This window comes from Coriobacteriia bacterium (assembly GCA_031292615.1).
Classification (GTDB): Bacteria; Actinomycetota; Coriobacteriia; order Anaerosomatales; family JAAXUF01; genus JARLGT01.
On sequence record JARLGT010000078.1, the window covers coordinates 1 to 24,154 of the forward strand.

The following is a 24,154-nucleotide window of genomic DNA, read 5'->3' on the forward strand; positions in this document are numbered from 1 at the left end:
CAGCGACTACGGCCCGGGCGTCAACGACCTTTGCGCTCCTGGGTCCTTGTTCTGGACGGCCGACCAGCCCGGTTGGGATGCCGACGGCTCAGGAGCCGCAGCCATTCCGGGCTATCAGTTCTGGTACGGGACCAGCTTCTCATCGCCCGCAGCGGCCGGCGCCATCGCGTACCTGTGGCGCGCCGAGCCCGACCTGACCAACGACCAGATCGTCAGCTACGTCGAGTCCAGCTCAGTCGACCTGGGTACCCCCGGTCGCGACGACATGTACGGCTACGGCATGGTCGACATGCAGGCCGCCTACAACAAGTTGATCGCCGACTACCCGATGCTCGCCAAGCCCACGATCAGCGCCGCCACCTACATGCGCAGCGGCCAGAACGTGTCGTGGACATCGAGTACGGGCTACAACGTCAACTACGTGGTATCCATTGACGGCACCCCGCAGTCGACTCAGACGAGCACTACCTACACGCTGCCGTCGCTCACCGACGGCCAGCATCTCGTCTCGGTACTGCCCACCAGCACCCGCAACTGGGACACGTCCAGCCTCGCGACCAAGACCATCATCTACGACGGCACCGCGCCGGTGGTGAGCGGATTCGCCTACAACGGCACCACTCTGTCCTGGTCGGTCACTGAAGCCAACCCGTACACCGTCCAGGCGTACGTCGACACCGCGACACCCGCCGCCGCGCCGAGCAACACGCTCGTGCCCGTCGGCCTTCACAGCGGAACTCATACGCTGCACGTCAACGCCACCGACGGCGCCGGCAACTCCTCGGGTTGGGTCACTTGGGACTTCGTCGCTGTGGCCGCGCCGGATGCGCCAGTCGTCCCGAGCGTTGTGGTCACCGATGCACTCTCGGCGAACGTCTCCTGGGCGCCCGTACCCACCGCCACCTCCTACGACTACAGCATCAACGGTGGCGTCACCCAGTCGACCTCGGCCACCGGTTTTCCGATCAGCCCGCTGAATGCTGGTGTGACCTCGGTCGCCGTGCGCTCACGTGCGAGCACACTCACGAGTTCGTGGACGTCGGCCACCGTCACGAACAACGTGGTCGTGCCGGGCACGCCTGTGCCGTCGGCGCCTGCAACGGTGGGTGTGGCCTCGGCGACCGTGAGCTGGCCGGCCGCGCCTAACGCGCTGTCGTACGAGTACCGCCTCAACGGCGGGTCCTCGACACCGACGACGGCACTGTCGGCGACAATCACCGGCCTCGTGCCCGGGGTCAACTCCCTGTCAGTACGCTCGCTGGACAACCTCGCCCACAGCGCTTGGGCCACTGCAACGGTCAGCTACGTGCTGCCCACATTCCGCATCGTCCCGACGGCGGGTGCCGGTGGGACGATCACGCCGGGCGCCACGCAGACCGTGACCGTGGGCGGCAGCGCGACGTTCAGCGTCGAGAGCAACACCGGCTACCACCTCGTGGATGTCCTGAAGGACGGCGTCTCTATCGGAGCCAGTACGTCGGTGACGTTCTCGGCGGTTCAGGCCGACCACACACTCAGCGCGACCTTTGCGATCGACACGTTCACGCTGGCGCCGAGCGCGGGGGCCCACGGCCAGATCTCGCCGAGCGCGACGCAGACCGTCAACTACGGTACCAACACGACGTTCACCATCACGCCCGACCCCGGCTACCACGTAGCGGCCGTGCTAGTCGACGGAGCCTCGGTTGGCGCGGCCACGAGCCACACGTTCTCCGATGTGAGCGCGAACCACACGATCTCGGCGACGTTCGCGATCAACACGTACAGCATCGTGCCGAGCGCTGGTGTCGGCGGCACCATCTCGCCGAGCACCGCTGAGACGGCCGACTACGGATCGGACAGCTCGACGTTCACTATCACGCCCAACGCGAACTACCACATCGTCGACGTCTCGGTCGATGGATCGTCGGTGGGCACCGTCACCGTGTACCAGTTCACTGACGTCACCGCCAACCACACGATCGGCGCGACCTTCGCGGCCGATGCGGGAGCCAAGGGAATCGGCCGACTTTCGGGCGCGACGCGATACGCGACGGCGGTGGCGATCGCCAAGGATGCGTTCCCAGGCTGGAGCGGCGTGAGGAACCTCGTCCTCGCCAGCGGCGAGAACAACCATCAGCCCGACGCCTTGACGGCAGCCGGGCTGGCCGGCGTTTACAACTGCCCGCTGTTGCTCGTCCCAACCAACTACCTCGACCCAAATACGAAGGCCGCCATCGCCTCGATGCCCAAGGGCGTTGCTGTGCACATCGTGGGCGGCTCGTCGGCCATCTCGGCCAAGGTTCGCAATCTCATTGCGCGCATCTCGCGCGTGAAGAGCGTAGACCGGAGCTCCGGCGCCGATCGCTACGCCACGAGTGCCGCGGTCGCCCTCAAGATGAAGTCAGTTCTAGGCGCCTCCAGGATGCCGAGGAAGGTGCTGCTCACAAACGGGGCCAGCGCCGCGCTTCTGCTCGACCCGCTGATCGCCTCGACCGTGTCGAACTACATGCACTTCCCGGTCCTGCTGCTCAAGAGCAATCAGGTTCCGTCTGCGACGCGTAGTGCGCTTGCCAGCCTTCGGCCAGTGGCGGCGTACATCGTTGGCAGCACCGGCGCTGTGAGCGAGAGCGTGCGCACGAGCCTCAAGATTCCGAGCGGCAACCGAATCTTCGGCGCCGACGTCCAAGGGGACGCCACGGCGTTCGCGACCCGAGCACGGGCACAGGGTTGGCTCGTCGGCACGACGGTTGGCTTCGCCGCCGCCGTCCCTGATGCGGCCACTGGTGGTGCGTACATGGGCCGCAGGAGCGGGCCGATGCTGCTTGTCTTGCCGAGCAGCATCCCCCAGACGACGCAGGACTACCTCACCAACAACAAGGCCACCATCTCTGGCGGATGGGTGTTCGGCGACGCCAACGCGATCTTGGAGTCCGTGCGGGCCCAGCTTGCGGGGCTCATCAACTAGGGGTGGGGCGCTACACAGCGAGACGTCGTTGGGCTCCTGAATCGACAGCCCAAAGATTCTCAAAAAGAATTTCAAGAAATCGCTAAAGTCCTTCGCTCAAGCTGCCGATACAAGAACAAAAGGCGGGGCTGGCCAATGGGCTGGCCCTTTTGCTGCGCCGAGACATCCGTCACCAGAAGCCAGCCACTCTGCGAGTGTCTGATGTGGGGGCAATACCCCCGATTGAACAGGGCTTTCTCCGTTGAGGAGGAAGCCTTCCGTGTTCCTTGGTCTAAGCAGATGTCTAGGTAGCTATCCCGAGTATCATAGTGGGGCGCGATGGTGGGCTGGATGCGATATGGGGCGATGTGAGTGACCTCCGAACATGGGGTGCGAACGCCGCTTGGCAGGGTCTCCGAAGGCTGGAGACTCTTCTGGCGGACGCCTGAGAAGTCATCGGAGTACGTCATCACCGTGCCGCCTTCAACGACCGACAGAGTCAGTGAGCCGGTCTGGGATGCTGAATCGGCGGACTCCCCTGGGGTACCTGCGACCGAACGCGTGCGATGGGACAGATGGCGGCGCTTCCCGACCCTTGCTGACTGTTTGGGCACCGTCCCGATTGGCTCGGGCATCATCTGGCTGCGCAATCGCTCCACGGGCGAGGACATCTTCATCGGCGCAAGCGACCACGTCGGGCAGCACCTGCCCGAGATGCTCCTGCGAACCCATGCGAAGCGCGTCCAGCATGAGCCGCTTCAGGACTACGTGACGAAGCACGCCACGGATATCGACTACCGAACCGCGCCATGCGCAACTGCCCGGCAGGCGATGCGGCTGGGAGCGCGACTGCGGGCTGAGAACAGGTGCCTGTTCTAGAATGTCTGGTGGTCGCGAGGGGAACTCTCGTTCTTGGTCGAGTTGGTGCCCTCAGGCGCCCGGTGGATTCCCTAGCCGATGCGGGACGTGACGACATCAGGCTCATACGACACCGTTTGGCCGAGGCTGCCGTCAGCGTTGTGGATGATGAGTTCGGTCTTCATCTCCCGTGCAAGCGCACTCCCTGCGAAGACCGCTGCCTTCTTCTCATGGTAGTAGTGGCGAGGCCTTGCTTCGCACTCGACCACCCATCCGGGGCCATAGAACATGACGTGCACTGCCGTGTTCGACATGCGAGCCTCTCCCAAGGGATCCTCAGCGGGTGGCTCCTCTGCAGGGGTCGGCGCTGCTCTTCTACCTTGAGTGTGCCCACTGCGTTGTGTCGGCCTCTCCCGTGCGCGACTCGTTGCCACACCGTGGACGGGAGCGGCTCGACGGAGTCGCTGTCGGCACGCGATAGTGCGCCTCAGCCCCGGCCAAGATACTGCATGGCTAGCGCCGACGTGACCATGTCGTGCCGAGAATCACCAACACGGCTGTGACCGCTACCAGAACGCCCAGAGCAACCATCGAACGGAGCATGGTCTGTCCTTCCGTCGCGCATGTGGAGCAACACCCATCTCCGAGTGAGCAGCAGGCGGCGCGGCTACAGAACGCTGCTGAGCGGGAGACACGTGGCGGCATGACAGTTAGATCGTCCCCGGTCGTCGGACGCGCCACACGGCGTTGGGTCGGGTGGTTCAGTGAAGGGAATGTGTGGGCCTTCCACCCTGCGGTTCGTTGCTGAAGGTTAGCCCCCTCACCCAGCGAAGGAACTCCCGCCACCTTCACGGGAGTCCCTGTCGTGCGCTGAAGATGCGCTTGCGTCCTACTTCACCTTGACCGTCCTGGTCTTGCTCATCGAGGGCGTATAGACCGTCCAGTTCTTGCCCCCGGTGTAACCCGAGTAGGTGGCGGTGAGGCTCCACGTGCCCTTGTACTTGGGCTTGAAGGAATAGGAGAACTTGCCCTTCTTGAGCGTCACGGTCTTTGAGCCTGAGCTCTTCCAGTGCTTACCGACCTTGCGCGTCATCGCGATGGTGAGAGTCCCTGATGCGGCAGAAGGTGAGACGGTGCCGGACAGCTTCAGCCAGTGCTTGACCTTGACCTTGGAGGGCGCGACCAGCTTCGTCTTCGTGGCGAGCGTGACGTAGTACTCATACGCGCCCATGTCGAAGCCGCCGCCTTGGGGACGACGCATGCCGTCCTTGTCGGTGGAGGGAGCACCGACCGATGTCCCCTTGTCGATACAGGGCGAGCCAGCCTTCAGGTGGAAGTCGCCTGTCGCGCTTGCGACGAAGTAGGGATCGGCGTCGATGTTGGTGCCGACTACGGGGGTCGCGACATCCGAGTACGTGCTCGAGCACTGATACAGTTCGAGGTTCGCGTTGTCCCACACGATGCAGTTGGTGATGGTCGGCGAGGAATTGCCGCCACCATGGACGCCGTCGCCCTTGTTCCCGGTGATCGTGTCGTTGGTTATGGACGGCGAGGAGGAGCTGTAGCAGTAGACGCCGTCGCCCTTGTTCCCGGTGATCGTGTCGTTGGTTATGGACGGCGAGGAGGCGCTGTCGCAGTAGACGCCGTCGTCGGTGTTCCCGGTGATGGTGTCGTTGAGGATGGTCGGCGAGGAGGAGCTGTCGCAGTCGATGCCGTGGGTGATGTTCCCGCTGACGGTATCGTCGAGGATGGTCGGCGACGAGTAGTCGTTGCAGTAGATGCCGTTGTCGCTGTTCCCGCTGATGGTGTCATTCGTGATAATCGGTGAGGAGTCGTAGCACTCGACGCCCTCGTAGGCGTTCCCCGTGATGGTGTCGTTCGTGATTACTGACGACGAGGAGCTGGTCGAGTAGACACCGTCACTGTTTCCGCTGATGGTGTCGTTCGCAATCGTCGGCGCTGAGGAGCCGTCGTACTCGATACCCTCGTAGATGTTGTCGCTGATGGTGTCGTTCGTGATGCTCGGCGAGGAGTCATCGCACCAGATGCCGATGTAGTGGTTGTTGCTTACGGCGCAGTTGATGATACGCGGCGAGGAGTTGACGCAGTCGATGCCGTCCTCAGTGGTGTTCCCGGTGATCGTGAAGCCGGAGATGGTCGTGCCCGTCCCGATGCCGTTGGCTGTCACGACAGCGTGCCCACTCCCCGTCAGAGTCGTGTTGGCCGCGCCTGCCCCGTAGAGAGAGACACCCGCCGTCATGGTCACGTCCCCGCTGAAGGTGCCCGCCCCGACCTCGACGATGTCGCCTGATGCTGCCACGTCTATCGCGTGCTGCACGGTGGCGAAAGCGGTCGCTGCAGACAAGCCGTTGCCAGCCGTGTCACTTCCTACTACCGAGACGTAGACGTTCTTCGCATACGCCATGGTCGGCAGCGCAAGGACGCAAGCGGCGACGACCGTCGCCAACAACACCCTGACCGTACTCCGACGACTGCAGATGAGTCTCTTCATCGCCATCCCCCTCCCTAGGGGGGAGTCGAGCGCTGGCCTGAATCTCTCAACACGCGCGAGTCCCCCGAAGCCAGTTGCGTGCTCTCTAAGGGGTTGTTACCCCCTCACGATCGCCGCGCGGCGGTCGGCACAAACGCGAGTTTCACTTCGACCAGACGAGGCCGGAGCGGCACGAGTTGGCAGGAGCAGCGCGACGGGCTACGAGCGCAACGCGGTCACAATGATGAGAAACCCTTTGAGCCATAAGGCCACGAATCGAATGCGCGACACGACCACGGACGACGCGGCTGTGAAGGGCTTGGGGGTACGTGCAGGTCATCACACTCCAGCCATCCACGGGCAGGCACCTAAGTAGCGTCTCTCGTCTAAGGATTCATCTAAGCCGTCTATGGATCTCGCCCCGATTTCGCCTCCATCAGGCCTCGCTGTGAAGCGCCTGTCTACCTGCCCGGTTTGCCCCGCCTTACCTGCGATGCTAGTATTCTTTCTCGCGCTACGCGGGTGTGGCGGAATGGCAGACGCGCATGGTTCAGGTCCATGTGGGGGCAACCCCGTGAAGGTTCAACTCCTTTCACCCGCACCACAGTATCTAGCAGGGGCTTTGCCGAGGAATCGGTGGTGCCCCTGTTTTTCGCCCAGCGCTTTTCAGGTTGCGCAAGGGAGCGTAGCATCGTTCTGTGCTGGGAGCCCTTCCCAGAGTAGGACTTGGCCCGCGCGGAGGTGACTGAGTGAAGCGTATGCGACTCGCCGTTTTGGCGATTGCGCTGTTCGTGACGGCAATTGCGGCCGGAGGCTTCCCCGCTCCTGCACTGGCCCGTACCATGACCCGCGCGTCGCTGCGTGCAAGCGCGAACACCGCGCGCGTCTACATCAAGCTGACTCTGACGGGTAGGCTGACGACCAAGGCGGGCCGCTCTCTCTCGAAGCGCTTGATTCGGCTTGAGACTCGTCCTGCGACGGGGGGAGCTTGGTCTCTGGTCTCGGCGAAGACCACCGACTCAAAGGGCAGGGCGGGCTGGGGCGTTCAGCCGATGGAGGACCAGCTCTACCGAGTGCGCTACCCAGGCAGCTCCCAGTACCGCGCCACGGTGAGTTCCTACCGGAAGATCATCGGCCATCACTACGGGCTGCGTTTCGCTGACGAGTTCACGGGTTCGGCCGTCGCCACATCGGTGTGGACGACCCAGGCGCGATGGGGCGACACATCCATGGGTCTGATCGATCGTACCTGGGCTGGCGCACTGAGCGTGACGAGGGGCAGTCTGATCATCACCGCCACGCATCCAACGCCCACGGTGGATTCCGAGTATCCCTACCTGTCCGGCGTGATCTCCTCGCACGGCCCGGGTCAGTACAACTTCAAGTATGGCTATATCGAGACGCGAACGATGATTCCTCGGGGCCAGGGCCTGTGGCCGGCCGTCTGGATGCTCGGAGTGGAGACCTCGGCGACGTCCGAGATCGACATCATGGAGGCTCGGGGCCAGCTGCCCAACACCAACCTCATGTCGTTGCACTTCCACGGAGACCAGGTGGGGAAGAGTTACGTCGGCGATGACCTGACCAAGTCGTTCCACACATTCGGCGTCGACTGGTCTCCCGACCACGTCATCTGGTACCGAGACGGCGTCGAGCGGTTTCGCGTTACCGACAAGTCCGAGGTCTCACACGACACGATGTACCTGATCGCGAACCTGCAGCTGGGCAACGGAGTCTGGGCAACCCCTCCCAACGCGTCCACGCCGTTCCCGGCGAAGTTCTACATCGACTACATCCGCGTCTACCAGCACAACTAGGTGTTGGTCGCGCTCGCCTAGAGCAGGCGCGAGCTGAGGCGTGCGGCCGCGTTGCGCATGCGCGCGAGGCGCCCGACCGAGTGGATATCCGCTCGCGTGATCTCGACGCAGCGCGTGACATCGTCGTCGAAGATCGCATCGAGTTCGGCCGCCATTGGCTGGTCGTAGAAGACGATGCTCAGCTCGTCGTGCAGCGCGAAGCTGCGGATGTCGTAGTTGGTTGTGCCGATGATCGCGATGGTGCCGTCCACGGTCATGGTCTTGGCGTGGAAGAAGCCGGCGCCGTACTGAAAGACTCGGCAACCAGCCTCCACCAGATCGTCGACGTAGGTGTACGCCGCCCACCACGGGATCCTCTTGTCGGGGACGCCGGTCATCATCAGTTGCATGTCGATCCCCGCGAGCGACTGAGCGACCAACGCCTCCTGGATCGCCTCGTCAGGCACGAAGTACGGCGACTGGATGCGCACGCGCCGATCCGCCGAGGCGATCGCGAGCAGGAAGGCGTTGCGCACGGCTTGGAAGCGGCTCTCGGGGCCAGAGTGCACGACCTGCGCCCAGACGGCCCGGCGCTCGGGCGTCTCGGCAGGTGCGGGGAAGTAGCGCTCGCTGAAGAGATCCTCGCGAGTCGTTCGCATCCAACGCTCGCAGAAGAGGCGCTGCAGATCGGCGACGAGCGGCCCGCCGAAGCGCACGTGTGTGTCGCGCCACGACTCGTAGCGCGGTTTGCCGTCGATGTACTCCTTGCCCATGTTCATGCCGCCGGTGTAGGCGATGCGCCCATCCACCACCGCGATCTTGCGGTGGTTGCGGTAGTTCAAGCGGCCCAGCTCGGCGGCGTCGGCCTGTACGCTGGCGCCCGCCCGCTCGAGCGCAGCGAGCTGCTTCTTGCCGTACGTCACCGAGCCGACCCAGTCGTAGAGCACGCGCACTTCGACGCCCTGCCGAAGCTTCTCGGCGAGGAGGTCGCAGTAGCGCTTGGTGAGTGCGTCCTGTTCCCAGATGAAGTACTCCAGGTGGACGTGGTCGGTTGCAGCCTCGATGTCGCGAAGCAGCCGCTCGAACTTCTCGGCGCCGCGGGAGAAGATCTCCGGGTCGAAGCAGAGCAGCGGCTCGGTCCCGTTCTGCGCCCGAATCGCCGAGGAGAGCTTGCTGACGTCGGGGGCGCCGCTCGCGACGAACTCGGCTGCGGCCCGCGCGTGGCGCGCGTAGATGGGCTGCAGCGCCTCTTGGCCGCGCTTGAGTGCAGCGACTCGCTTGCGATCGACGGCACCGATGTTTCGCCAGTTGCGCCCGAATACGACGTAGAGAAGCACGCCGCCGACGGGGAACAGCGTGAGAAGCAGCACCCATGCGAGGGTGGTGGACGGGTCGCGCTCCTCGTAGATGAGCACGAAGATGAGGCCCACGGCCGCCAGCGTGAAAGCGGCTCCGGCTAGTTCGACGATCAAGGTTACGGCGGCGGTCATGCTCCCGAGTCTACCCGAGCGCGACGCGGGCGGTGACTGGCACGATCGCGGGCCTAGGGATGAGCGACGGCCGCGTGAACCGCCGTGGCCATGATCGCCAGCCATACCCGGGCCGCGCCGAAGATCACAATACCAGCGTAGACGCCTGTGATCGCCCACTTCTCGGAGGACTTTGGAATGGGCGAGCGCCACAGGAAGAACAGCCCCACCGGCGTGAAGAAGAAGAGCCATACCAGGATGCCGGGCCAGCCCTGCGACCACGGTACGTTACGTTTGATGCGTTCCGCGTCCGTATCGAGCCGCGTCCGCAGGGCCGGATCGAGACCGACGGCGTTGATGTCGCTCTGCCACGGGTTTTCGGACCCGTCAGGAGCCTGGAACGCGGGACTCGGAATGGCAACGGCAGCCGCAGGAGCCGCAGGCGCGCCGAAACCGCCCACGGGCTTGCTCGCTCCGAAACCATCACCGTAGGCGCCACCAGTGCCCGAGTAGCCGCCGCCCCCGTAGGCTGGTGCTGCGGCAACCGCCAAACCGTCGTAGCCGCTCGACGTCGCGCCACTGCCGTAGACCGCCGCGCTGTTGAACGAGTCGCGGGACGTGGTTGTGGCCGAGGCGTAGCCCTGCGGGTTGTAAGGCGCTGGTGACGGCGTGTCGGCGCGAAGCTCGACGTGGCTTGGGGGCGCGCCGTAGCCGACTTCTTCGACCCCGCGTAGCGATGGTTTCGGATGGCCGTACGGACACATGTCGTCTGCGGTGAGCATGACGTAGCTGCGACAGCCGCTGCACCAAGCGCGTTTGGGCATGGTTCCCCTCCCCCTGAATGAAATCCCCTTTCGAAGTGGGGTATCGGCAGGTATTTCCTGCAACATTAGCCCGCGCAAGCCTGTCACCTGCGATGACCGTTCGGTGCAATTGCGGCACCTGCCGCAAGAGAGTGCGCCAAGGTAGAATGCGGCCAGCGAAGCACGTAGCCGAAACGCTTGGGTTTCCAAGCGGAGGAGGGACTGCATGAAACGCAGCTCGATCTCGACGCTCGCTCGCCTGTGTTGCGCGATGGCGGTGCTTGGTGTGCTGCTGGCGCTCTCCTTCGGCTCGGTGGCGACCGCGGCCAGTGCATCGACTCCGGGCGTACCGGCGAGCTCGACGGGCGGGCCCTCTCCGGCGACGACCTCCACGCCAACCACGTCGACGCCCACAACCTCCGCGCCCATCGCGAAGGTCGACAACCGACCCAAGGCCCCCAAGTTTGTGCCGCACAGGGGCAAAGCAATCTACATCGACCGCAGACACCAGCGTGTCTATCTGTACGTGGATGGCCGACAGATTGACAAGTTCAAGTGCTCGACGTCGTCCACGCTTCCGCGGCGAGGCACGTACCACATGATTCGCAAACGCAAGCAGTCATGGAGCTTCAACGGTGCCGTGACCTTCTACTGGCAGGTGATCTTCACCGTCGGGCCGCACGGCCACAACATCGCGTTTCACTCGGTACCGGTGAACTCGTCGGGGCACGAGATTGCGCCGGTAGGCAAGCCGGTCTCGCACGGTTGCGTCAGGCTGCCCTACAACAAGGCGAAGTTCCTTTACCACTGGATTGGCAAGAAGACGCCCATCGTTGTTCGGCCGTAGGGCCGTGCCAGGCTACACAAACGAAACGGCCCCGGGTCCATTCCCGGGGCCGTTGTACTATGCGGGAGAAACTCCTCAGCTACTCCGGGATGACTTCGACCAGTTCGATCTCGAAGGTCAGATCCTGACCGGCCAGCGGATGGTTGAAGTCCAAAATGACGTCGTCGCCCTCGATGAGATGGACGGTCGCCGGAATGCGCTCGCCGTTCGGTCCGCCGAGCTCAACCGCCCAGCCAATCTCGGGAGCGGACGGGAACGCCGAGAGCGGGAACTTCTGCAGGCCCTCGGGCTGAGGCTCGCCATAGGCATCGGCTGCGGGGATGTTGACGGTGACCTTCTCGCCGGGCTCGAGGCCGATTACGGCCGCGTCGAAACCGGGGATGACCTGGCCCGAACCGACGACGAACTCGAGCGGATCGCGACCGGCGCTGCTATCGAACTCGGAACCGTCTGACAGGGTTCCGCGGTAGTGCACGCGAACGGTATCGCCGGACTTGGGTGCCATTGGGTGCCTCCTCGAGGCAGTGCTGCTCGGATGAGTCTCGGTCACTGTACCCCAAGGTGTCGCGCCACGACACGCGAGCGAGCAACTCCACGTAACGGGAATAGACTGACAACGCGCGCGTAGCGAGCGCGCCCACATGCGGGAGGCAGCATATGAAACGACTCACCACGCTAGGAACCTTGGCGCTGGCGGCACTCGTGCTCGTAGTCGTGAGTGGTTGCGCCAGTTCGACGCCCGCCACCACTCCGGCGACAACGCCGCCGCCAGCGACTTCGGGCTCCAGCTCAAGTGGGGCTCCCGCGACATCCAGCGCGGCAGTCACGATTGCGAACTTCGCTTTCAGCCCCTCGAATGTGACCGTTGCCGTTGGTGGCACCGTGACCTGGACAAACAACGACAGCGTCCCCCACACGGTGACAGGTGCGGACTTCGACTCAGGCCCCCTGTCCCCCGGCAAGACGTTCTCGCACACTTTCCCCAAGGCGGGCTCGTTCGACTACAAGTGCACGATTCACCCATCCATGGCTCCCGGCAAAGTCACAGTCCAGTAGCTGCGAACGCAGACTCGACGGTGAGGGGATGAAGCTTCTCGCGATCGGCTCCGCAACTAGGCCGACGAGGTGTGCCGGCGTTGCGGGGCGGGCACCGGATTTGCACAATGCTATCGATACGGAAGCCAATCTCGGGAGGTAGTGGATGAAGAAGTTGCTCGTAGTCGCTGGTGTCGTGCTCGTCATTGCCGCGTCTGTCGGCTTGGCTGGCTGTTCGAACTCCGCCGCGCCGCCACTTCCGGGCAACGCTGTTACGATCGAGAACCACGGGTTCAGCCCAGCGGTGGGCTCGGTCAAGGTCGGCGACACGGTGACGTGGACCAACAAGGACAGTACTCAGCACACCGTGACCATCGGCGACGTTGACAGTGGTGCCATTGGGGTAGGCAAGACTTACTCGTACAAGTTTGAAACGGCTGGAACGTACCCTTACTACTGCCGGTATCACCCTTCGATGGTCGCCACAATCGTCGTGCAGTAGCCATTGATGGACTCCTACTCGCCGGTCAGAGGCAAGTGCGTTTGGTGGCGTGAGGTCCCCAACTCCGAGGACTTGTACAACCTCGACGTAAAGGAGCCCGACAAGCGCTGGGACTGCTCGTGTTTTGTCGAGGGATTCCAGTGGACCTTCTCGTTCGAGGAGATCCCTGCCGAGTGCCCGAAGAGCTGCGAGTGCCGCTACTTCGTGCGGGGATACTAGGCGGCAGGGGCGCTTCGTCGACATGAATACAAGCGCCGCGGGCACCTCTCCGCGGCGTTTGTTCTTCGCCCAAAGTTCGCGATACTTCGTGATGCCCATCCCGTCGCATTGGTGGTCAGATGACGACCCGTCTCACGCAAACCCCCATCGCCGCATCCGGGCTCGCCGAGTTCGTGACGCGCGTGGCCGAGGCCGGCGTTGAGTTGTACCGCGACTTCCCGTGGCGTCGCACGACCGACCCCTACGAGGTCCTGGTCTCGGAGGTCATGCTTCAGCAGACGCAGGTCAGCCGAGTCGAGAAGCGCTTCGAGGAGTGGCTCGCCGAGTTCCCGACCATCGACGCCCTGGCTCAAGCTCCGCTCGAACCGGTGCTACGTGCATGGCAGGGGCTGGGCTACAACCGACGCGCCGTCGCTCTGAAGCGCGCCGCCGAGCAGACTGCCGAGCGTTTTGGCGGCACGCTGCCTGCCGACGACGCCGAGCTGCGCTCGCTGCCGGGCATCGGTCCAGCGACCGCAGCCGGTGTGCTGGCTTTCGCCTACGACAAGCCCGCTCGCTATCTTGAGACCAACGTACGCGCGGTCTTCCTGCACGAGCTGTTCGGCGACCGCGATGGCGTGTCGGATCGCGAGATCGAGCCGCTCGTCTCGGCGGCGGTGGAGGAGGCCGGCAGGCAGGGAGTCGGGCCGCGCGCCTGGTACTACGCGCTGCTCGACTACGGCGCGCATCTGAAGCGCTCGCTGCCCAACCCGTCGCGACGCAGCGCGCACCACACGCGGCAGAGCCGCTTCGAGGGGTCGCGTCGCCAGAAGCGCGCGTGGCTGTTGCGCGCCGTCATGGAAGAGTCGGGCCTGTCCGCCGAGGAGTACGGCCGCGACCTGGGACGCGCTGAGCGCGACGCCGGGCGCGATGCGCCGGACGTTGGCGACGTGTCGGCGATCTTGGATGACCTGGTCGCGGATGGCTTTCTGGCTCGCGAGGGAGACCGCTGGTTCGTGCGCTAGTGCATGGCGGCCGGAGCGACGGCGCCGCGCCCGCGTCGGCAGGCTCGGCTAGCGCTCGTCGATCGGGTCGGGGGTCTCGGCGAGGTGAGCGATCTCTCGAGCGACAGCGGCGTACGGCAGTCCGTGGGCGCGGGCGATACGGGCAACGTCGTCGTGTTCGGGGCGCAGCCGGCCCGCACCGCGCTTGACGCGCGCCGGACCCCACGGAGTTGCGACCTCGAGGATCTCGCGCGCCACGCACGAACGCTCGATGGTCTGGCGCCGTACGCCTAGAGAGCCGGTGAGCGCGATAGCGCGCTCGGCCAGAGAGTCGGCATCGGCGGGATTCGCAAGCACCGAGAGCATCACCGCCGAGCGGCCCTTCTTCATGAAGATGGGCGTCTGCCAGACGTCGAGGGCGCCTGCGGCAAGAAGCTCCTCGGCGGCGAACGCGAGCTCCTCGGCGGGGAGGTGGTCGATGTTGGTCTCGAGCAGGACCACGGGCTGCAGATCGCTCGCCGGGACTCCCAGGTGGCCCACCATCGGCTCGCCGATCATGATGCGGCAGACATTGGGCATGCCGATGTCGCGGGTGCCCGCTCCGTAGCCGAGGCGATCGATCATCATCGGCGGCATGTCGCCGTAGCCCGAGGCCAGCGCCTTGAGCAGAGCAGCGCCCGTGGGCGTGGTGAGCTCGCCGGTCGCTGGGCCGGGGACGATCGGGACGTCGGCGAGAAGGCCCGCGGTCGCGGGCGCCGGCACCGGTAGCACGCCGTGCGACGTCTCGACGGTTCCGCTGCCAACAGCCACCGGCCCGACGACGATCGCGCCATCGAGTCCCAGCGCGTGCACTCCAGCGCACGTGCCGACGATGTCGACGATCGAGTCGATCGCGCCGACCTCGTGAAAGTGGACGTCCTCGAGTGCGACTCCGTGAACGACCGCCTCGGCAGCGGCGAGAGCCTCGAATGCCCGCAAAGCGCTTGCGCGCACGGGATCGGCGAGGTCGGCGGCTTGGATCAGCGCTTCGATGTCGCTCCAGTGCCGATGCGTGGGCTGGCCCTCGGCAGTGACGAGCACGCTCAGTGAGCTAACCCCTCGGGAGAGCACGCGCTCAACACTCACGCGCACCTCGGGCGCGATTGCGGTCACGACGGCGCGCAGGTGCTCGGCGGTGAAGTCGCCGCGCAGTTCGCCCGCATCGAGCAGGGCGCCCAAGAACTTGTCGCCTGAGACGCCGGTCGAGCAGTCGAGGTAGGCGATCGTTGCTCGCTGACTCATCGCGACTCCTCGCTGTGGTGGCGGTTGTCGTCCGCCGCAGGTTGCGCATGGCGCGCGGGCGGCCGATTGATGCGCGCGGCGAGCACCGCCGCGCCGAAGCCGTTGTCGATGTTGACGACGCCGATGCCGCCTGCACACGAGTTGAGCATCGTGAGTAGTGCAGCCACGCCGCCGAAGTTGGCGCCATAGCCCACGCTCGTGGGCACCGCAATGACCGGCACGTCGACCAGACCGGCCACGAGCGATGGCAGCGCGCCCTCCATGCCGGCGACTGCGATGATCGCGTGCGCGTCGCGCAGCGTGTCGGTGTGCGCGAGCAGGCGATGCAGGCCGGCAACTCCCACGTCGAAGAGGCGGGTGACTCGGCAGCCCATGATCTCGGCGCAGGTTGCGGCCTCTTCGGCGACCGGGATGTCGGCGGTACCGCCGGTCGCGACTACAACGTGGCCCTCGCGGGGCGGATTGGCTCGGCGATCGACGACGATGAGGCGCGCGGCCTCGTGCCACACGGCGTCCTCAGCCACAGCGCGAACCGCCGAGTAGTGCTCGGGTTCGGCGCGCGTGGCGAGCAAGACATCGCCGTGGGCGAGAATCTCGGAGGTGATCGAGGCAACTTGAACCGGCGTCTTGCCCTGGCAGAAGATCACCTCGGGAAAGCCGGTGCGCATAGCCCGGTGATGGTCGACGCGAGCGTGCACCGTGTCGCCATCTGCACCGCCTACCTCGGCAAACGGCAGGGTTTCGAGATCATGCGCGGCGCTCTCGGCGCTTGTCTGTCCGCTGGCTACGGCGCGCAGGAGGTCTAGAAGTCGGTCCTGATCCATGGGGGCCATCCGATGCGATAGCGCTGACGCGCGCGTGAAGGGGCAGGTCAAACGGGGCACTCAGCTATACTTGTACCACGTCCCAAGCCGCCGGAGGGCTGGCCGTCAAGTGACACGCGCGCCCGAGACCGCAAAGAACGCACGAGCCACGCGCTTCTCCGCCGAGGAGCGTGCGTATCTCCTAGCGAGATTCCTCCTGATCCTGACGCTCGCCGCGCTCTACGCCACAGGCATCATGAGCGGCGAAAGCGTTGTCGACCACCGGCTCTACCTCGGTGCGCTTGCGCTGCTGGCCGTAAACAGCGCCGTGCTCTTGGTCATGCTCGTCGGCCCGTTCGAGATACCGGTAGAGCGATCATTCTTGATTATCGCGATTCCGGACCTGTTGGCGTTCGGAGCCATGAGCTATCTTGGCAAGCCGGACGACTCGTTCTACCCCGTGATCGCAATGGCTCCGATCTTCTACGCGCTCGTCGCCTCCAGGCGCAACGCGCTGATCGTCGGCTGTTCCGCTGCTATCGCCTACGTAGTCGGGGTATCCTTCATCGGCGCCCAGACAACAGCCGATTGGATTCTGTTCGGCGCCAAAGCCATCGCCGTACCGCTGGTGACGTACATCGTTGCGACCGCGGTGGCTAGACAGCGCGATCGCGAGTCGATGGCTGGCTCCGCCGCCGCCGAGACCGAGCACCTCAACGCCTTGCTGCGCAAGCGTATCCAGGAGTTGCAGGCCGTATCGGACATCACGGAGATGGTGCACTCGTCGCTGGACTTCGACAGCGTGGGCACGCAGGTGCTCGACATCGTGGCCAAGGCGATCAACGTCGACACGTGCAGCGTGTTCGTGATCGACAAGGAGCGCTCCGAGACGATGTTCTCGGCGAGCCGCGGTACAGCGACACCCATCTCCAGTCCCGAGGAGTTGCAGCCGTTCGGCGAGTCCGTCGAGTCGCACCTGACCTGCGTGCCCGTCTTCGACCATGGCAAGACGATGGTGTTGTTCTGCACGATCGCCGAGGCGCTCGAGGCTCTGACAGACGACGAGCGCAGCGTGCTGAGCGCCGTGGCAAGCGAACTCGTGGTCGCGGTGGAGAACTCGCGACTCTACAAGCTGACCAGCAAGCTCGCCATCACCGACGAGCTGACGGACCTAGCCAACTACCGCCACCTGCAGCAGCGCCTCGACGAGGAGATCGCTCGCGCGACCCGCTACAGCAAGCACCTCTCGCTGCTGATGCTGGACGCCGACGACTTCAAAGCCTTCAACGACTCCGAGGGTCATGTTGCCGGTGATGACGCGCTTGCCGAGCTTGGCGCAGTCATGCGCAGCGCGGTGCGCGAAGTCGACTTGGTGGCTCGCTACGGCGGCGAGGAGTTCTCGGTGGTACTGCCCGAGACCGACGTCGCTGGGGCCTTCATCGTCGCCGAGAAGATCCGTGAGGCGGTGGAGGTGCACCGCTTCAAGAACTCCGAGGGCGGGCGGAACTGCCAGCTCACGATCTCCGCGGGTTTGGCCACTTTCCCCACGCACTCCAAGGACAAGGACTCGCTACTGCGGGAGGCCGATGACGCGCTCTACCATGCGAAGAATGGCGGCAAGAATCGCGTCCGTGCGCCGAAGAGGTCCAAGGCCGTGACGGTTCTGCCCGTGGCGGAGTCCGACGCACCCGCAGACGAATGGACGGGAGTCTAGAAGCATGGTTCGCTACGCATTCCTCGGCCCGGCCGGGACGTTCTCGGAAGAGGCACTGCTCGCACTCGGGATCCCCGATCTGGAGCCCATCGAGTGCTCGAGCATTCCTGAAGTCTTCGAGGCCGTCGAGCGCGGACGCGTCGACGGCGCAGTGGTACCGATCGAGAACTCCATCGAGGGCTCGGTCCCGGCCACACTCGACGGCCTCGCCTTCGACAGCTCGTTGGAGATCCAAAGCGAACTCGTGCTCGACATCCACTTCTCGGTTGTCGCTGCACCCGGAACCAAGCTCGCCGACATCACCGCCGTGGTCGCGCATCCGCAGGCGAGCGGGCAGTGTCGCCGGTGGCTCGAGCGCTACCTCCCTGGCCGTCCCCTCACCGCCGCCAACTCCAACGCCGAGGCGGTCCAGACCGCGATCGCGTCGCCGGGCGTTGCGGCGCTCGGCCCCTCGATCGCGGCCGACCTGTACGGCGGCGAGGTCCTGCACCGCGACGTCGAGGACTATGCGGGCAATCAGACTCGTTTCGTGGTCATCGGCCGGGGCATCTGCGCGCGCACCGGCAAGGACAAGACGTCGCTCGCACTGTTCATGAAGGAAGACCGCTCGGGCACGCTGCACATGATCTTGGGCGAGTTCGTCTATGGCGACATCAACCTGACCAAGATCCAGTCGCGGCCGACCAAGCGTCAGCTGGGCGACTACATGTTCTTCATCGACCTCGAGGGCCACGTGGAAGACGCGAACGTTCGCACCGCCCTGGACTGTCTGCGCTTGAAGCTGCGCGAGGTCAAGGTGCTGGGTAGCTACCCGCGCCAGAAGTAGCCAACGCTCCCCGCTGATTCTCCACCGATTCTCCGCCGAGGCGGTATCGACGTGCCGCGCCATAAGCACTAGATTAGTGCACAATCGGATTCCGTTATGGCGCCCGGCACGCCGTCAATCGGGGAGGACGCACCAATGAGCGAAGAGGCCGTTGTCGATTACCATCCAATGTGGGCAGAACTGGGGCTCGACCTGCCCACGCACGACGCACTGCTCGGCGCCGTCGGTCAGATGTACGGCGCGGCGTTCCTGAAGCAGGAGAACCGCCCCGAGGGCATGAGCTACCTCGACTTCGTGGTCAGCGAAGTCCACGGCTTGCGCATCAAGGAGCTCCACGACTTTCGCGCTCAAGGCGGCAAGGTCGTCGGAACCTTCTGCCTCTACGTTCCGGAAGAGATGATCCGCGCGGCCGGAGCTTGGTCCGTAGGCCTGTGCGCCGGCGCGGAGTTCGGCTACGACGAGGTCGAGAAGATCATGCCGCGCAACACCTGCGCCCTCATCAAGTCGTTCATGGGCTTCAAGCTCACGCGCGTCTGCCCGTACATCGAGGAGTCCGACCTCGTGGTGGGCGAGACCACGTGCGACGGCAAGAAGAAGGCCTACGAGTTGCTCGGCGAGTTGCACAACGTCTACGTGCTCGAGCTGCCGCAGATGAAGCGTCCGGAAGACGTCGCTTTCTATCGCGAGGAGCTCGGCGAGCTGCAGGGCAAGGTCGAGGAGCTCACGGGCAATGCCATCACCGCCGAGAGCCTCCGAACCGCCATCAAGGAGGTCAACGACAAGCGCCGCGCGCTGCAGCGCATCGCCGCAACGCGCGCGCACTCGCCGGCGCCCATTAGCGGCAAGGATGCGTTGCTGGCTACGCAGGTGGCCTTCTACGACGACGTCCCGCGCTACACGCAGATGATGAACGCGCTGGCAGACGAGCTCGAGCAGAGGGTCGCTGACGGAGTAGGGGTTGCGCCTGCGGGGGCCAAGCGCATCCTGATCACCGGAACACCGATGGCGCTTCCCAACTGGAAGCTGCACGACATCATCGAGAAGTCCGGCGGCATCGTGGTTGGCGAAGAGATGTGCACGGGTTCGCGCTACTACGACGCGCTGGTTCCTGAGGACGGCGAGACGGTCGAGGAGATGCTCGAGGCCATCTCGGCCAAGTACATGGACATCAACTGCGCTTGCTTCACGCCCAATCAGGGCCGCATCGACGACATCCTGCGCATGGCGCGTGAGGTCAACGCCGACGGCATCATCGACTACGCGCTGAACTTCTGCACGCCATACCAGATGGAAGCGTTCAGTGTGGACAAGGCCGCCAAGGACGCAGGCGTGCCGCTGCTCAAGATCGACACTGACTACTCCGCCGAGGACATGGGTCAGCTCTCGACCCGTGTCGAGGCGTTCCTCGAGATGATCTAGCTTGCGCGTACTCGGTCTCGACATAGGCTCAAGGAGTGTCGATGCCGTTTGGTTGGCCGATGGCGGCGACATCGTTGACGCCGCCATCGCCGACTCCGGCTACGACCCGCCCGCGGCGGCGCGCACCTTCGTCGAGCGCGGGGGGCACGACATCGTGGTGGCCACCGGCTACGGTCGGCACGCGGCCCGCGAGGCGTACGGCTGCACCGCGATTACCGAGATCAAGGCGTACGCGCTTGGGGCCTCGGCAATCTTTCCGCAGGCTGCCGCCGTGCTCGACATCGGCGGTCAGGACACGAAGGTCATCGCGCTGACTGCGAACGGCCGTGTCGCCGACTTCGAGATGAACGACAAGTGCGCCGCCGGCACGGGCAAGTTCCTGGAGGTCATGGCGCGCGCTCTGGGCTACTCGCTCGAGGAGATGGCCGCTGCCTCGCTTGCCGCCGAGACGGGCCTGGCGATCACCTCGATGTGCACCGTCTTTGCCGAGAGCGAGGTCACCGGTCTGGTGCATCGGGGCGAAGATCGGCGGGAGATATCGCGCGGCCTGCACGAGTCGATCGCCAAGCGCACGCTCAGCTCGCTGGCTCGCGTCAGCGCGGCAGGTCCGCTGGTGTTCGCAGGCGGCGTCGCCAAGAACGCTGCGATGGTCGAGCTGATTCGCGCAGGCTTCAAGGGCGAGGTGCTGGTGCCCGAGGATGCGCAGACGGTTGGGGCTCTCGGCGCCGCGCTAAGCGCGCTGGCCGACATCGCGACTGACGCCACCGGCGCCTAGCGCACGGTGAGTCCTCAGCGCGGTCCGCTTACTCGCCGGCGTCGGTCAGGCCGAGGCTCTTCGCTCGGCGAAAGTGCTCCAAGCCGAACTCCATGGGAAGCGTCATGCCGCTGTGGTAGACCAGCCACGGATGCTTCGTGTCCAGCTTCGCGTTGTACATGGCCGTGTCGGCTTTGACCAGCAGCGATCGCGTGTCGTCCTCGGCGGCGTCGAAGAGTGCGATGCCGATGCTCGCGCCGATCATGAGCTTCTCCGTGCCGACGTTGATGTGCTCCATGATGCGGCTCACGAGGCGCTGCGAGATCGCCTCGACCTCCTCCTGCGAGCTGAGGCGAGGGAACAGCACGACGAACTCGTCCCCGCCGAGCCGCGCGACCGTGTCTTGCTCGCGGACGCCGTCGCGCAGCCGCCGCGCGACCTCGATCAAGACATCGTCACCGGCGGCGTGGCCGAAGCAGTCGTTGACCGGCTTGAAGCGGTCCAGGTCGATGTAGGCCAGAGCCAGCATGTCGCCGTAGCGGCGCGCATCTGCCATTGCTAGCGAGAGCCGGTCCTCGAGGTGGATGCGGTTGCTCAGCCCGGTCAGGCCATCGTGGTATGCGAGGTACTCCAGCGCCGCCCGGTTTTCCACGCGCGCCGAGATGTTGCGAATGACGGCGATCATCATCGGGCCCAGCGGCGTGTCGATTCGGCGCGTTCGTACCTCCGTGGGGAGCAAGTCGCCGTTACGCTTGCGTGCCTGGCTCTCGAAGGTCAGCAAGCCGTCGCTCAGGATGCGTTCGATTCGGCGCGGCGCGGTCTGTAGCTGCTCCGGGGCAATCCATGCGTAGGGAGGGAGGTGCATGAGATCTTCCGCGGAGTCGTAGCCCAGCAGCTGGGCCGCCTCTTCGTTCGCATAGACAACCGAGCCGTCGGGGCGATGAGCGATGATGGCGTCAGCGGCGGCATCCACGAGCGTGTAGAAGAAGCCGGCGCGCTCATCGGCGGTCAGCCGTGAGGCGATGTCCTCGGGCAGCATCGGACGTCGCGTCTCGAGCCCGAGGTGAGAGATCGGCGTTTCGTCTTCTTCCCTGCGCGGGGTGTCGTCTTGCTCGTTCATCATCGACAGCGTACTCCACCAGCGCCGCGCGAAGCACCCTACGAGGCGCGGACGTCGCGGCGCCTCTCACTCAGACGGCGGTCAGGAACTCTTCCCAGCCGGCCAGTCCCTGCATCTTGGCGCGATACATGGCGTGGTCTGCTCGGCAGATCAACTCGTCGTGGTGCTCGCCGGGACGGTAGGTCGCCAGTCCGACACTGACCGTCACGTTGACCGTGATGTCGCCGATCCGGATCGGCTTTGAGATACACTCGGCCAGCTCGCGGGCTTTGCGGCTGAGGTCGTTGCGGGAGCTGAGCCGAGGTATGAGCGCGATGAACTCGTCGCCGCCGACGCGCGCGACGGTGTCGCTCTCGCGCACGCAGCTGAGCAGCCGTTCGCCCACTATCCCCAAGACGTGGTCGCCCACGGCGTGGCCGTGCGTGTCGTTGACCGGCTTGAAGTCGTCCAGATCCATGTAGATGACGCCCACCGTGTCGCCATTCGCCTGAGCCGAAGTCAGCGCGGCCCGGATGCGGTCCTCAAGCATCGCGCGATTGCTCAAGCCAGTCAGCGAGTCGAAGAACGCGAGCCGTTGCATGGTCTCTTGGGCCGCGATGCGCGCCGAGGAGTCTCGGGACACGCTAACGCACAGATGCCCCCACGGCTCGACCTCGATGATGCGCGAGCTGATCTCGACGCAGACGATTCGGCCGACGTGGTCCACGCAGCGGCTCTCGAAGACGACGTCGCCGGTGATTTCGATCTGACTCATCAGCGAGCTGATCTGCTTGCGGTGATCGGGAAGCACCCAACTCCAGGGTGGCAACGCCATGAAGTCCGAGATGGTGTAGCCGAGCATCTCGGCGGCTCGCTGGTTCGCGTACACCATGTGGCCATCGAGCGTGTAGGCAAACATGCCGTCGCTGAGGTTGTCGAGCAGCAGCGACTTTAAAGTCAGTTCGTCGTTGCAGATGGCGAGTTCGAGCGCGTGTTCGTCGTGAGCAGTGTCGCTTGCGAGCTGAGCGTCCGTTCCCACATCCGCTTGGTAGCGGGATGTCACGCCGTCTCCGATCCTCGGGCGCGGGTTGGACTAGCTTAGTTCCCCTCCGCCGGTTGTATCGGGCTCGCGCAGTCGCGACCTGAGGGAAATCTTGGCTATTGTGCATAGAGGAACTGCCTGTCGTGATGAGCGGCGGCGGCGTAATGAGCTCGGCTATACTCGAACCCAGCGCTGTCGCCGACTCGCCCGGCTCTCCTGGGAGGACCTCATGCTCGATGCACGTCTCGTTCGCGAGAACCCCGACGCCGTGAGAATCGCGATGGCGAACCGTAACTCGCACTGGGACATCGATGCGTTCCTGCAGCTCGACGAGGAGCGCCGACGTCTTATCGGCGAGGTCGAGACGCTTCAAGCGCGTCGCAACGAGGACTCCAAAGCGATCGGTGCGCTGATGCAGTCCGGCCAGCGCGAGGAAGCTGAGGCCGCAAAGGAAGACGTGCGGCGCATCAACGACCGCATCACCGCGCTGGACGCGGAGCGCGAAGTGGTCGATGCCGACACCCGCGACCTGCTGCTGACGGCGCCCAACCCGCCGGATGTCAGCGTGCCGATCGGCGCCGACGAGAACGACAACGTCGAGGTTCGCCGATGGGGCGCGCCTCCCGAGTTCGACTTCGAGGCGATCCCGCATTGGGACCTGGGCCCGGCGTTGGGGATCCTGGACTTCGAGCGCGCCGTCAAACTCGCCGAGAGCCGCTTCGTGCTGCTCGGCGGCATGGGCGCCAAGCTCAACCGGGCGCTCATCAACTTCATGCTCGATACGCACGACACGGCCGGCTACAAGGAGTGGGCACCGCCGGTGCTCGCCAACGCCGAGACTCTGACCGGCACGGGCCAGCTGCCCAAGTTCGAGGACGACCTCTACAAGACGGGCGAGGGCCTCTACCTGATCCCGACCGCCGAGGTGCAACTCACCAACATCCACCGCGACGAGGTCCTCGAGGGCGACACGCTGCCGCGCAAGTACACGGCGCATACGCCGTGCTTTCGCGAGGAAGCCGGAAGCGCTGGCCGAGACACCCGCGGTATGATCCGCGTCCACCAGTTCGACAAAGTGGAACTCATCAAGATCGTCAAACCGGAAACCGGCTACGACGAACTGGAAAAAATGGTCGCCAACGCCGAGAAGGTTCTGCAATTGCTCGACCTGCATTATCGCGTGATCCTGCTGTGCACCGGCGACATGGGCTTTGGCAGCGCCAAGACCTACGACCTCGAAGTTTGGGCGCCGGGGCAGGGGAGCTATCTGGAAGTTTCGAGCTGCTC

The 24,154-nt window shown here is 64.9% G+C and carries 22 protein-coding genes and 1 tRNA gene; 14 read left to right on the forward strand and 9 right to left on the reverse strand.

The features are described from left to right. A partial coding sequence (locus tag P4L93_07045) for a cell wall-binding repeat-containing protein (GenBank protein MDR3686693.1) occupies nucleotides 1–2,947 on the forward strand: 2,947 nt, incomplete at its 5' end. Nucleotides 2,948–3,298: 351 nt separating this feature from the next. Next, nucleotides 3,299–3,805: a hypothetical protein gene (locus tag P4L93_07050; GenBank protein MDR3686694.1), complete on the forward strand. Its 507-nt coding sequence runs from the start codon at nucleotides 3,299–3,301 to the stop codon at nucleotides 3,803–3,805. Nucleotides 3,806–3,876: 71 nt separating this feature from the next. On the opposite strand, the gene P4L93_07055 is transcribed toward P4L93_07050, so the two are convergent. Both P4L93_07055 and P4L93_07060 read right to left on the reverse strand, forming a co-directional pair. Further along, nucleotides 3,877–4,098 carry a DUF2188 domain-containing protein gene (locus P4L93_07055; GenBank protein ID MDR3686695.1) on the reverse strand — a complete coding sequence of 74 codons (222 nt, stop codon included), beginning with the start codon at nucleotides 4,096–4,098 and terminating at the stop codon, nucleotides 3,877–3,879. 575 nt (nucleotides 4,099–4,673) lie between these two features. Beyond that, nucleotides 4,674–6,296 carry a right-handed parallel beta-helix repeat-containing protein gene (locus P4L93_07060; protein MDR3686696.1) on the reverse strand — a complete coding sequence of 541 codons (1,623 nt, stop codon included), beginning with the start codon at nucleotides 6,294–6,296 and terminating at the stop codon, nucleotides 4,674–4,676. Between the two features lie 497 nt (nucleotides 6,297–6,793). On the opposite strand from P4L93_07060, the gene P4L93_07065 reads away from it, so the two are divergent. Further along, nucleotides 6,794–6,879 (forward strand) — tRNA-Leu (locus tag P4L93_07065). A 154-nt stretch (nucleotides 6,880–7,033) separates the two neighbouring features. After that, a complete protein-coding gene (locus P4L93_07070) occupies nucleotides 7,034–8,092 on the forward strand; it encodes a glycoside hydrolase family 16 protein (protein MDR3686697.1) in 1,059 nt (352 codons plus the stop codon). Between the two features lie 17 nt (nucleotides 8,093–8,109). Here the strand turns inward: P4L93_07070 and cls are convergent, their stop codons facing one another. Further along, entirely contained in the window at nucleotides 8,110–9,561 is a 1,452-nt protein-coding gene (gene cls, locus P4L93_07075) for a cardiolipin synthase (GenBank protein MDR3686698.1), read from the reverse strand. A 53-nt stretch (nucleotides 9,562–9,614) separates the two neighbouring features. Beyond that, the gene (locus P4L93_07080; protein MDR3686699.1) at nucleotides 9,615–10,364 is read right to left on the reverse strand and encodes a hypothetical protein; all 750 of its coding nucleotides are present in this window, start codon (nucleotides 10,362–10,364) and stop codon (nucleotides 9,615–9,617) included. A 205-nt stretch (nucleotides 10,365–10,569) separates the two neighbouring features. Between P4L93_07080 and P4L93_07085 the strand changes: the two genes are divergently transcribed. After that, nucleotides 10,570–11,190 carry a L,D-transpeptidase gene (locus P4L93_07085; protein MDR3686700.1) on the forward strand — a complete coding sequence of 207 codons (621 nt, stop codon included), beginning with the start codon at nucleotides 10,570–10,572 and terminating at the stop codon, nucleotides 11,188–11,190. A gap of 79 nt (nucleotides 11,191–11,269) precedes the next feature. Here the strand turns inward: P4L93_07085 and P4L93_07090 are convergent, their stop codons facing one another. Further along, on the reverse strand, nucleotides 11,270–11,695 hold the full coding sequence (locus tag P4L93_07090) for a peptidylprolyl isomerase (protein MDR3686701.1): 426 nt from the start codon (nucleotides 11,693–11,695) through the stop codon (nucleotides 11,270–11,272). A gap of 152 nt (nucleotides 11,696–11,847) precedes the next feature. Here P4L93_07090 and P4L93_07095 point away from each other — a divergent pair, with 152 nt between their 5' ends. The 4 genes from P4L93_07095 to P4L93_07110 all read left to right on the forward strand — a co-directional run bounded on the left by P4L93_07095 (nucleotide 11,848) and on the right by P4L93_07110 (nucleotide 13,950). Next, the gene (locus P4L93_07095; GenBank protein ID MDR3686702.1) at nucleotides 11,848–12,246 is read left to right on the forward strand and encodes a cupredoxin family copper-binding protein; all 399 of its coding nucleotides are present in this window, start codon (nucleotides 11,848–11,850) and stop codon (nucleotides 12,244–12,246) included. Between the two features lie 145 nt (nucleotides 12,247–12,391). After that, a complete protein-coding gene (locus P4L93_07100) occupies nucleotides 12,392–12,727 on the forward strand; it encodes a cupredoxin domain-containing protein (protein ID MDR3686703.1) in 336 nt (111 codons plus the stop codon). A gap of 6 nt (nucleotides 12,728–12,733) precedes the next feature. Next, nucleotides 12,734–12,946 carry a hypothetical protein gene (locus P4L93_07105; protein MDR3686704.1) on the forward strand — a complete coding sequence of 71 codons (213 nt, stop codon included), beginning with the start codon at nucleotides 12,734–12,736 and terminating at the stop codon, nucleotides 12,944–12,946. Between the two features lie 119 nt (nucleotides 12,947–13,065). Next, on the forward strand, nucleotides 13,066–13,950 hold the full coding sequence (locus P4L93_07110; protein MDR3686705.1) for an adenine glycosylase: 885 nt from the start codon (nucleotides 13,066–13,068) through the stop codon (nucleotides 13,948–13,950). 48 nt (nucleotides 13,951–13,998) lie between these two features. Here P4L93_07110 and larC read toward each other — a convergent pair whose 3' ends face one another. After that, the gene (gene larC, locus P4L93_07115) at nucleotides 13,999–15,210 is read right to left on the reverse strand and encodes a nickel pincer cofactor biosynthesis protein LarC (protein ID MDR3686706.1); all 1,212 of its coding nucleotides are present in this window, start codon (nucleotides 15,208–15,210) and stop codon (nucleotides 13,999–14,001) included. Further along, on the reverse strand, nucleotides 15,207–16,034 hold the full coding sequence (gene larB / locus P4L93_07120; protein MDR3686707.1) for a nickel pincer cofactor biosynthesis protein LarB: 828 nt from the start codon (nucleotides 16,032–16,034) through the stop codon (nucleotides 15,207–15,209). Before larB ends, larC begins: the two co-directional genes overlap by 4 nt. Before the next feature lie 109 nt (nucleotides 16,035–16,143). On the opposite strand from larB, the gene P4L93_07125 reads away from it, so the two are divergent. The 4 genes from P4L93_07125 to P4L93_07140 all read left to right on the forward strand — a co-directional run bounded on the left by P4L93_07125 (nucleotide 16,144) and on the right by P4L93_07140 (nucleotide 20,747). After that, a complete protein-coding gene (locus P4L93_07125; GenBank protein MDR3686708.1) occupies nucleotides 16,144–17,727 on the forward strand; it encodes a sensor domain-containing diguanylate cyclase in 1,584 nt (527 codons plus the stop codon). Between the two features lie 4 nt (nucleotides 17,728–17,731). Further along, nucleotides 17,732–18,553 (forward strand): prephenate dehydratase, encoded by an 822-nt coding sequence (pheA, locus tag P4L93_07130; GenBank protein ID MDR3686709.1) that lies wholly within the window; start codon nucleotides 17,732–17,734, stop codon nucleotides 18,551–18,553. A gap of 135 nt (nucleotides 18,554–18,688) precedes the next feature. After that, on the forward strand, nucleotides 18,689–19,972 hold the full coding sequence (locus P4L93_07135; GenBank protein ID MDR3686710.1) for a double-cubane-cluster-containing anaerobic reductase: 1,284 nt from the start codon (nucleotides 18,689–18,691) through the stop codon (nucleotides 19,970–19,972). A gap of 1 nt (nucleotide 19,973) precedes the next feature. After that, a complete protein-coding gene (locus P4L93_07140) occupies nucleotides 19,974–20,747 on the forward strand; it encodes an acyl-CoA dehydratase activase (protein MDR3686711.1) in 774 nt (257 codons plus the stop codon). Between the two features lie 28 nt (nucleotides 20,748–20,775). On the opposite strand, the gene P4L93_07145 is transcribed toward P4L93_07140, so the two are convergent. After that, a complete protein-coding gene (locus P4L93_07145) occupies nucleotides 20,776–21,849 on the reverse strand; it encodes a sensor domain-containing diguanylate cyclase (protein MDR3686712.1) in 1,074 nt (357 codons plus the stop codon). A gap of 67 nt (nucleotides 21,850–21,916) precedes the next feature. Next, the gene (locus P4L93_07150) at nucleotides 21,917–22,888 is read right to left on the reverse strand and encodes a sensor domain-containing diguanylate cyclase (protein MDR3686713.1); all 972 of its coding nucleotides are present in this window, start codon (nucleotides 22,886–22,888) and stop codon (nucleotides 21,917–21,919) included. A gap of 208 nt (nucleotides 22,889–23,096) precedes the next feature. Between P4L93_07150 and serS the strand changes: the two genes are divergently transcribed. After that, nucleotides 23,097–24,154: serine--tRNA ligase (gene serS / locus P4L93_07155; GenBank protein ID MDR3686714.1), on the forward strand; the 1,058-nt coding region annotated here is incomplete at its 3' end.

Excerpts from the sequence above, each read along its gene's own strand:
- P4L93_07055 (MDR3686695.1), bottom strand. The coding sequence starts at position 4,098 with ATGTCGAACACGGCAGTGCACGTCATGTTCTATGGCCCCGGATGGGTG.
- P4L93_07060 (MDR3686696.1), bottom strand. The coding sequence starts at position 6,296 with ATGAAGAGACTCATCTGCAGTCGTCGGAGTACGGTCAGGGTGTTGTTG.
- P4L93_07070 (MDR3686697.1), top strand. The coding sequence starts at position 7,034 with ATGCGACTCGCCGTTTTGGCGATTGCGCTGTTCGTGACGGCAATTGCG.
- cls (MDR3686698.1), bottom strand. The coding sequence starts at position 9,561 with ATGACCGCCGCCGTAACCTTGATCGTCGAACTAGCCGGAGCCGCTTTC.
- P4L93_07080 (MDR3686699.1), bottom strand. The coding sequence starts at position 10,364 with ATGCCCAAACGCGCTTGGTGCAGCGGCTGTCGCAGCTACGTCATGCTC.
- P4L93_07085 (MDR3686700.1), top strand. The coding sequence starts at position 10,570 with ATGAAACGCAGCTCGATCTCGACGCTCGCTCGCCTGTGTTGCGCGATG.
- P4L93_07090 (MDR3686701.1), bottom strand. The coding sequence starts at position 11,695 with ATGGCACCCAAGTCCGGCGATACCGTTCGCGTGCACTACCGCGGAACC.
- P4L93_07095 (MDR3686702.1), top strand. The coding sequence starts at position 11,848 with ATGAAACGACTCACCACGCTAGGAACCTTGGCGCTGGCGGCACTCGTG.
- P4L93_07100 (MDR3686703.1), top strand. The coding sequence starts at position 12,392 with ATGAAGAAGTTGCTCGTAGTCGCTGGTGTCGTGCTCGTCATTGCCGCG.
- P4L93_07105 (MDR3686704.1), top strand. The coding sequence starts at position 12,734 with ATGGACTCCTACTCGCCGGTCAGAGGCAAGTGCGTTTGGTGGCGTGAG.
- P4L93_07110 (MDR3686705.1), top strand. The coding sequence starts at position 13,066 with ATGACGACCCGTCTCACGCAAACCCCCATCGCCGCATCCGGGCTCGCC.
- larC (MDR3686706.1), bottom strand. The coding sequence starts at position 15,210 with ATGAGTCAGCGAGCAACGATCGCCTACCTCGACTGCTCGACCGGCGTC.
- larB (MDR3686707.1), bottom strand. The coding sequence starts at position 16,034 with ATGGATCAGGACCGACTTCTAGACCTCCTGCGCGCCGTAGCCAGCGGA.
- pheA (MDR3686709.1), top strand. The coding sequence starts at position 17,732 with ATGGTTCGCTACGCATTCCTCGGCCCGGCCGGGACGTTCTCGGAAGAG.
- P4L93_07135 (MDR3686710.1), top strand. The coding sequence starts at position 18,689 with ATGAGCGAAGAGGCCGTTGTCGATTACCATCCAATGTGGGCAGAACTG.
- P4L93_07145 (MDR3686712.1), bottom strand. The coding sequence starts at position 21,849 with ATGATGAACGAGCAAGACGACACCCCGCGCAGGGAAGAAGACGAAACG.